Origin of the sequence: uncultured Amaricoccus sp., from assembly GCF_937858865.1 — a bacterium.
Taxonomy (GTDB): domain Bacteria; phylum Pseudomonadota; class Alphaproteobacteria; order Rhodobacterales; family Rhodobacteraceae; genus Amaricoccus.
Genome location: NZ_CALLYO010000313.1, coordinates 1 through 7,767 on the forward strand (window position 1 = coordinate 1; position 7,767 = coordinate 7,767).

Here is a 7,767-nt window from a genome sequence, read left to right on the forward strand (position 1 = left end):
CCGTCCTCGAAGACGTGGCCGAGATGGCCGCCGCAGCGCCGGCAGAGCACCTCGGTGCGCACCATGCCGAAGCTCGTGTCGCTCTCGGTCGCGACCGCGTTCTCGAGCGGCTGCCAGAAGCTCGGCCAGCCGGTGCCGCTCTCGAACTTGGTCTCCGACGAGAAGAGCGGCAGCGCACAGCCGGCGCAGGCGAAGGTGCCCTTGCGGTGCTCCTCGAGCAGCGGGCTGGTGAAGGGACGCTCGGTGGCGGCCTCGCGCAGCACGGCATAGGCCTGGGGGCTCAGCATCGCCCGCCACTCCGCCTCGGAGCGAGTGATCTCGAAGGCGGTGGCCGCCCGCGGCGCCGACCCCCTGCCGCCCGCCGCGGCCAGGGCAAGCGCCGCCGCCCCGCCCGCGACGATCGCGCGCCTCGTGAGCCTCGTCCGCATGCTCTCCTCCCGCGTGGCCTCTTCTCCCTTTACGGCCTGCGCGCCCGGACGATTACCGCCGCGCCCGCCGATCACGCGCTTTTGAGGTGGCGCGCGACGAAGGCCGCGGCGCGGTCCATCGCGGCGGCGGCCTCCGGCAGCCGGGCATGGTAGGCCTGCCAGACGTGCGGCACCGCGCGCGGGAGCTCGAGGGCGACCGCGACGCCGTCCGCCGCGAGCCGCGCCGCCATCAGCCGCGCGTCGTCACGGAGGATCTCGGCCCGGCTCGCCTGGATCAGCACCGGCGGGGCGCCGGCGAACCGGCCGAGATGCGGCGACGCCCGCGGGTCGCGCGGGTCGGCGCCGGCGAGATACTGGTCGCGGATCTCGGCGATGCGCGCCGCCGGCAGGAAGGCATCGCGCCGGGCGAGGCGCCGGAGGCTCGCACCCGAGAGGGTGAGATCGACCCAGGGGCTGAAGGCGACGACGCAGGCGGGCACCGCCGCGCCGGCCGCGAGCAGAATGTGCAGCAGCGCGAAGCCGAGCCCGCCGACGGCGCTGTCGCCGCCGAGCGCGATCCGCGCCGGCGGCACCCCCTCGGCACGGAGCGCCGCCCAGGTGGCCAGCGCATCCTCGACGGCGGCGGGAAAGACGTGCTCGGGCGCGAGCCGGTAGTCGGGCAGGAGCGCGCCCGTCCCGGCCCGCCGCGCCAGCGCCAGCACGAGGTCGGCATGCGTCCGCGGCGAGCCGAGGCAGTAGGCGCCGCCGTGCAGCCACAGCAGCACGCCCGCCCCGGCGGGCGCAGGGAGGCGCCAGGCGGCGAGCGGCGGCGCGGCCGGCAGCCGCACCTCCTGCCAGAGGCCGGGCGGCACCGGGAAGGCCAGCGCCGCGTTCGCCTCCATGCGGGCGCGTTCCGCCGCGACCGACCGCTCGCGGGCGAGCCGCGGCTTCTCGTTCAGGCGGAGCCAGGCGTCGAGCGCCCAGAGCTGCCAGGACACCCGCCCGCCTCAGCCCCGCCGCCGCTCGATCGCCTCCCAGATCCGCGCCGTGGCGTTGATGCCGTCGAAGCGCTCGAGCTCCTGCAGCCCGGTCGGCGAGGTGACGTTGATCTCGGTCAGCCAGTCGCCGATCACGTCGATGCCGACGAAGATCTGCCCCTTCTCGCGCAGGAGCGGCCCGATCGCGGCGCAGATCTCCCGGTCGCGGTCGGTGAGGCCGACCTTCACCGGCGTGCCGCCGGCGTGCATGTTCGAGCGCGTCTCGCCCGCGAGCGGCACGCGGTTGATCGCGCCCACCGCCTCGCCGTCGACGAGGATCACCCGCTTGTCGCCCTTTGCCACCGCGGGCAGGAACTTCTGCGCGATCAGCGGCTCGCGGTTCATGCCGGCGAAGAGCTCCCAGAGGGCGGTGAAGTTGCGGTCGTTCGGATCGAGCCGGAAGACCCCGGCCCCGCCGTTGCCGTAGAGCGGCTTCAGGATCACGTCGCCATGCCGGTCCTTGAAGGCCCTGAGCGTGGCGAGGTCGCGGGCGACGATGGTGGGCGGGGTGAGCTCGGGGAAGCCGAGCACCAGCAGCTTCTCGGGATAGTTCCTGACCCAGAAGGGATCGTTGACCACGAGCGTGTTCGGGTGGATGCGCTCGAGGATGTGGGTGGTGGTGATGTAGCCCATGTCGAAGGGCGGGTCCTGCCGCAGCCAGACCACGTCCTCGCCGGCTAGGTCGCGCTCCTCTTCCGGCCCGAGGGTGAAATGGTCCCCCTGCACGCGGCGCACCTCGACCGGCCAGCCGCGGGCGCGGACGCGGCCTTCGTCGAGCGCCAGCCGGTCGGGGGTATAGTAGAAGAGCCGGTGGCCGCGCGCCTGCGCCTCCTCCATGATGCGGAAGGTCGAATCCGCGGCGATGTTGATCCGCTCTATGGGATCCATCTGGACGGCGACCTTGAGGGACATGGGGGCTTGCTCCGACGGCTTCGGCCCGACTCATGGCCGAGGCGCGGGGCGCTGGCAAGCTACCAGTCGTCGAAGCTCCGCGCGTTCTCGATGCGCTCGAGCCGGCCGGAGCGGTCGACGAGCGCGAGGTCGAAGCGGCAGGGGACCGTCCCGTCGGTATGCTCGGCGAGATAGCGGCTGGCCGCCGCCCCGATGCGCGCCCACTGCCGCGGGGTGACCGTCTCGGCCCCGTGACGGCGGGCCTTCACCTCGACGAAGACGATCTCGCTCGGCAGCTCGACCACGAGGTCGAGCTCGCCCTCGGGGCAGCGCCAGCGGGCGGCACGGACATGGCCGCCGCCGCGCTGATAGTCGCGCGCGGCGCATTCCTCGGCGACGAGGCCGGCATAGTGCGAGCGGGCGGAGTGCGAAGGGGCGGCATGTCGTGCAAGCATAACTTCAGGCTAACACATCGAACACAAAGAGAACCAACACAAAACAAATGTGGGTTAACGCCGCGAGAGCTCGAGCGCCCGCGCGTAGACCTCGCGCCGCGGCAGTCCGAGCGCCGCCGCCACCGCCGCCGCGGCGTCGCGCACGCTCTGCCCGGCGAGCGCCGCCTCGAGCGCGGCGTCGAGGACGTCCGCGGCGACCGGCACCGCCACCGGTCCGCCGACCAGCACCACCACCTCGCCGCGCACCTCGGGCACCGCGGCATAGGCCTCGGCGAGTTCGCCGAGCGGCGCGCGCCGGGTCTCCTCGAAGCGCTTGGTGAGCTCGCGGCAGACCGCCGCCGGCCGGGCGGCGCCGAGCGTCCCGGCCATGTCGGCCAGCGCCGCCGCCAGCCGGCGGGGGGATTCGTAGAAGACGAGCGTCGCCGGCACCGCGGCGAGCTCGGCGAGCGCGCGGCGGCGCGCGGACTGCCGCGGCGGAAGGAAGCCCGCGAAGAGGAAGCGGTCGGTCGGCAGCCCCGCCACCGAGAGCGCCGCGAGGAGCGCCGAGGCGCCGGGCACTGCCGTCACCCTGTGGCCGGCCGCCGCCGCCTCGGCCGCCAGCCGGTAGCCCGGGTCGGCGACGAGCGGCGTGCCGGCGTCCGATACCAGAGCCACCGAGCGCCCCTCCGCCAGCGCCGCGAGGAGCCGCGGCCGCTGCGCCGCGCCGTTGTGGTCGTGGTAAGGCAGCAGCCGGCCGCGGCGGATGCCGTGGATCTCGAGCAGATGCCCGGTGGTGCGGGTGTCCTCCGCGGCGAGGATGTCGGCACGCGCCAGCACGTCGAGCGCCCGCAGGCTGATGTCGCGCGCGTTGCCGATCGGCGTCGCCACGAGATAGAGCCCGGGGGCGAGCGCCCCGCCCCTCTCGGCCGTCCCGGCCGGCGGGCCCTCGGTCGGATCGCTGTCCATTCCTCGTTTACTTCCGGCGGTCGAGACCGTTATGTGGGGGCCACCGCCTGCGGCAGAACGACACGTCAACCGACACGGGGAACGAACATGCTGTCAACCGGTTTCTCGCCCCTCGCCGGCCTGCGCGCGGCCGCGCTCGGCGCCGCGATGGCGGTGCTCGCCGCCTGTGCCGGACCGACCGGCGGCGCCGGCAGCGACGGCGTGGCGGTGGATGCCAACGCCCCTGTGAGGGTCGCCCTCCTCGTCCCCTACGGCTCGGGCGACCCCGGCCGCGAGCAGATCGCCCGCAGCCTGGAGAATGCAGCGCGCCTCGCCCAGGCCGACCTGCGCAACGCCACGATCGACCTCGCCGTCTATCCCTCGGCCGGCACCAGCGCCGGCGGCCAGGCGGCGGCGGAGCAGGCGGTGGCCGAGGGCGCCAAGATCCTCGTCGGCCCGCTCTTCTCGACCGAGACGGCCGGGGCCCAGCCGGTCGCCGCCCGCGCTGGGCTGAACGTCCTCAGCTTCTCCAACAACAGCCAGGTCGCCGGCGCCAACGTCTACATCCTCGGCACCAGCTTCGAGAACACCGCCGACCGGCTGGTCGCCTACGGCCTCTCGCACGGCCTCCGGAGCTTCGGCGTCGCCTATCCCGCCGGGCTCGAGGGCGAGGCGGCGCGCGACGCGGTGACCGCGGCGATCTCCGCCCGCGGCGCGACGCTCGCCGGCACCGAGGCCTACAATCTCTCGGTCGAGGGCATCCAGGCCGCTGCCGGCCCCGCCGCCGCCGCGCTCTCCGGCGCCGGCGCCCAGGCCGTCATCCTGACCGACGGCCCCTCCGGCGGGCTCGCCTTCATCTCCGAGGGGCTGCGCGCCAACGGCCTGACCGCGGCGCAGTTCCTCGGCATGCAGCGCTGGGACGTCTCGGCCGAGGCGCTTGCCGTGCCGGCGCTGCAGGGCGGCGCCTTCGCCGCGCCCGACCCTAACCTCGTCGCCGCCTTCAACGGCCGCTACCGCACCGCCTACGGCGAGAGCCCGCACGAGCTCGCCGGCATCGCCTACGACGGCATCGCCGCGGTCGGCGCACTGATCGCCCAGGCGCGCAGCCAGGGCGGCAGCCCCTTCTCCACCCAGCGCCTGACCCAGCCCTCCGGCTTCGCCGGCGTGAACGGCGCGTTCCGCTTCAGCAGCAATGGCCGGATCCAGCGCAATCTCGCCATGATCGAGGTGCGAAATGGCCAGGCGGTGGTCGCCGAGCGCGCGGCGCGGTCGTTCGACGCGGTCGGCTTCTGACCGCCCGGCAGCGGTCCCGCCGCCCTGGCGGGGCCTGAGCGGCCGGCCCGAAGACATCCTCGACCTTGCCGCCACGCGCGCGGCGCTCGAGGCTGCCGCCGGCGCCGCCCCCGACCCTGCCGCCATGCGCGCGGCGGCGGTCGCCGTGTTGCGCGAGGCCCATGCCGAGGGCCGCGCCACCATCGCCGCCGCCATCGCCGCCGCCCCGCGCGCGGCGCACCGGGCGATCCACGACTACGCCTGGCTGGTCGACCGCATCGTCCGCCTCGCGCTCGATTTCGCCGCCGACTGGCTGCATCCGCTCCCCAACCCGACCTCGGCGGAGCGGATCTCGGTGCTGGCGGTCGGCGGCTACGGCCGGGCGGAGATGGCGCCCTTCTCCGACGTCGACCTCCTCTTCGTCACCCCCTACAAGCAGACTCCCTGGGGCGAGAGCCTGATCGAGAGCGTGCTCTACTGCCTCTGGGACCTGCGCCTCAAGGTCGGCCATTCCGTCCGCACCATCGACGACTGCCTGCGCCAGGCCGAGGCCGACCTCACCATCCGCACCAGCCTGCTCGAGCACCGCCACCTCTGGGGCGACCCGGGCCTCGCCGAGCGGCTCGGCGCCCGGCTCTGGAAGGAGCTCTTCGCCGCCACCGGCCCGGAGTTCGTCGAGCAGAAGCTCGCCGAGCGCGCCCGCCGCCATGCTCGCCAGGGCAGCTCGCGCTACCTGCTCGAGCCGAACGTGAAGGAGGGCAAGGGCGGCCTGCGCGACCTGCAGACCCTCTTCTGGATCGGCAAGTACCTGACCCACGCCGAGACCAGCGAGGACCTCGTCGGCGCTGGCGTCTTCACCCCCGAGGAATACCGCGTCTTCGCCGAGGCCGAGGCCTTCCTCTGGACGACGCGCGTCCACCTGCACCTGCTCGCGGGCCGCGCCAGCGAACAGCTCACCTTCGACGCCCAGGTGGAGATCGCGGGCCTGCTCGGCTACCAGGCGACCGAGGGCCAGCGGGCGGTCGAACGCTTCATGCAGGCCTACTTCATCCACGCCAAGCACGTGGGCGACCTCACCCGCATCTTCCTCGCTGCCCTCGAGGCGCGCCACGTCAAGCCCCGCCCGAGCCTCGGCGAGAAGCTCCGCACCGTCTTCGTCTTCGGCCGCGACCCGACCGGCCCCGGCTTCCGGCTGAAGAACGGCCGCCTCGACTTCGTCGACGAGAAGGCCTTCGACCGCGACCCCGTCAACATCCTGCGCCTGTTCGAGGAGGGGCTCGAGACCGACATCCCCATCCACCCCGACGCGCTGCGCCGGGTGGCGGCGAACCTCCCCCTCGTCGACGACGCGATGCGCGCCTCGCCCGAGGCGAACCGCATCTTCCTCGACCTGCTGCTCAGCCACAACAACCCGGAGCGGGCGCTGCGACTGATGAACGAGGTCGGCGTCCTCGGCGCCTTCATCCCCGAGTTCGGCCGCATCGTCGCGATGATGCAGTTCAACATGTACCACCACTACACGGTGGACGAGCACACGATCCGCACCATCTCGACCCTCTCCCAGATCGAGCGGCGCGAGCTCGGCGACGAGCTCCCGATCGCCACCGAGATCATGGCCAAGGGCATCGAGCGCCGCCCGCTCTACGTCGCGCTCCTGCTGCACGACATCGGCAAGAGCTCCGGCCGCGACCATTCCGAGGTCGGCGCCGAGACAGCCGAGCGGCTCTGCCCGCGCCTCGGCCTCGACGCCGAGGAGACCGAGCTGGTCGCCTGGCTGGTGAAGAACCACCTGCTGATGTCCGACACCGCCCAGAGGCGCGACCTCGCCGACCCGCGCACGGTGCGCGACTTCGCCCAGGCGGTGAAGAGCCCGACGCGGCTGAAGCTGCTGACCGTCCTCACCGCCTGCGACATCCGCGGCGTCGGCCCGGGGGTCTGGAACAACTGGAAGGCGATGCTGCTCCGCACCCTCTACAACGAGACGCTCGAGTATCTGACCGGCGGCAGCCAGGCCTCAAGCCGCCCCGAGCGCGAGGCCGCAGCCAAGGCGGCCCTCGCCGCCGCACTGCCCGAATGGTCCGAGGCCGCGATCGCGGCCGAGTGCGCCCGGCACTATCCGCCCTACTGGCTCGGCTTCGACACCCGCACTCACCGCATCTTCGCCGAGCTGGTGCAGCAGGTCTCCGAGACCGAGCCCGCCATGCGGATCGAGCTCGACCTGTCGCGCGACGCCACCCAGGCCTGCTTCGCCATGGCCGACCACCCGGGCATCTTCGCCCGCCTCGCCGGCGCGCTCGCGCTCTCCGGCGCGAACGTCGTCGACGCGCGCACCTACACCACGACCGACGGCATCGCCACCGCCGCCTTCTGGATCCAGGACGCGAGCGGCAAGCCATTCGAGAGCGACCAGCTCGCCCGGCTGAAGCGGGCGGTCAACCGCATCCTCAGGGGCGAGATCATCGCCCGCGACGCGCTGAAGGACAAGGACCGGATCAAGAAGCGCGAGCGCGACTTCACCGTGCCGACCCGGATCACCTTCGACAACGCCGGCTCCGACATCTACACCATCATCGAGGTCGAGACCCGCGACCGCCCCGGCCTCCTCTACGACATCGCCCGCACGCTGACCGCCAACGGCGTCTCGATCGCCTCGGCGATCATCGCCACCTACGGCGAGCAGGCGGTCGACGTCTTCTACGTGAAGGACCTCTTCGGCCTGAAGCTCCTGACCGAGAGCAAGCGCCGCCAGCTCGAGACCCGCCTCAGGGCCGCCATCGCCCC

Annotated in this window: 7 protein-coding genes; 2 read left to right on the forward strand and 5 right to left on the reverse strand. The window is 73.4% G+C overall.

Translation table 11 applies throughout. The annotated features are described in order from the left end of the window. The 5 genes from msrB to rsmI all read right to left on the reverse strand — a co-directional run. Positions 1-428: peptide-methionine (R)-S-oxide reductase MsrB (gene msrB, locus Q0112_RS08860; protein ID WP_297974103.1), on the reverse strand; the 428-nt coding region annotated here is incomplete at its 3' end. A 71-nt stretch (positions 429-499) separates the two neighbouring features. Further along, positions 500-1,405: an alpha/beta hydrolase gene (locus Q0112_RS08865; RefSeq protein WP_297974105.1), complete on the reverse strand. Its 906-nt coding sequence runs from the start codon at positions 1,403-1,405 to the stop codon at positions 500-502. Positions 1,406-1,414: 9 nt separating this feature from the next. Beyond that, positions 1,415-2,356, reverse strand: a complete 942-nt coding sequence (gshB, locus tag Q0112_RS08870) for a glutathione synthase (RefSeq protein ID WP_297974109.1) — start codon at positions 2,354-2,356, stop codon at positions 1,415-1,417. Between the two features lie 59 nt (positions 2,357-2,415). Further along, positions 2,416-2,790 carry a YraN family protein gene (locus Q0112_RS08875; RefSeq protein ID WP_297974112.1) on the reverse strand — a complete coding sequence of 125 codons (375 nt, stop codon included), beginning with the start codon at positions 2,788-2,790 and terminating at the stop codon, positions 2,416-2,418. Between the two features lie 54 nt (positions 2,791-2,844). After that, the gene (gene rsmI, locus Q0112_RS08880; protein ID WP_297974116.1) at positions 2,845-3,735 is read right to left on the reverse strand and encodes a 16S rRNA (cytidine(1402)-2'-O)-methyltransferase; all 891 of its coding nucleotides are present in this window, start codon (positions 3,733-3,735) and stop codon (positions 2,845-2,847) included. Positions 3,736-3,822: 87 nt separating this feature from the next. Between rsmI and Q0112_RS08885 the strand changes: the two genes are divergently transcribed. Both Q0112_RS08885 and Q0112_RS08890 read left to right on the forward strand, forming a co-directional pair. After that, positions 3,823-5,007 (forward strand): penicillin-binding protein activator, encoded by a 1,185-nt coding sequence (locus Q0112_RS08885; RefSeq protein ID WP_297974118.1) that lies wholly within the window; start codon positions 3,823-3,825, stop codon positions 5,005-5,007. After that, on the forward strand, positions 4,949-7,767 hold a 2,819-nt coding region (locus Q0112_RS08890; RefSeq protein ID WP_297974121.1), incomplete at its 3' end, for a [protein-PII] uridylyltransferase. The genes Q0112_RS08885 and Q0112_RS08890, both read left to right, overlap by 59 nt.

Coding starts and splice junctions, on each gene's coding strand:
- Q0112_RS08885 (WP_297974118.1), top strand. CDS start 3,823: ATGCTGTCAACCGGTTTCTCGCCCCTCGCCGGCCTGCGCGCGGCCGCG.
- rsmI (WP_297974116.1), bottom strand. CDS start 3,735: ATGGACAGCGATCCGACCGAGGGCCCGCCGGCCGGGACGGCCGAGAGG.
- Q0112_RS08875 (WP_297974112.1), bottom strand. CDS start 2,790: ATGCTTGCACGACATGCCGCCCCTTCGCACTCCGCCCGCTCGCACTAT.
- gshB (WP_297974109.1), bottom strand. CDS start 2,356: ATGTCCCTCAAGGTCGCCGTCCAGATGGATCCCATAGAGCGGATCAAC.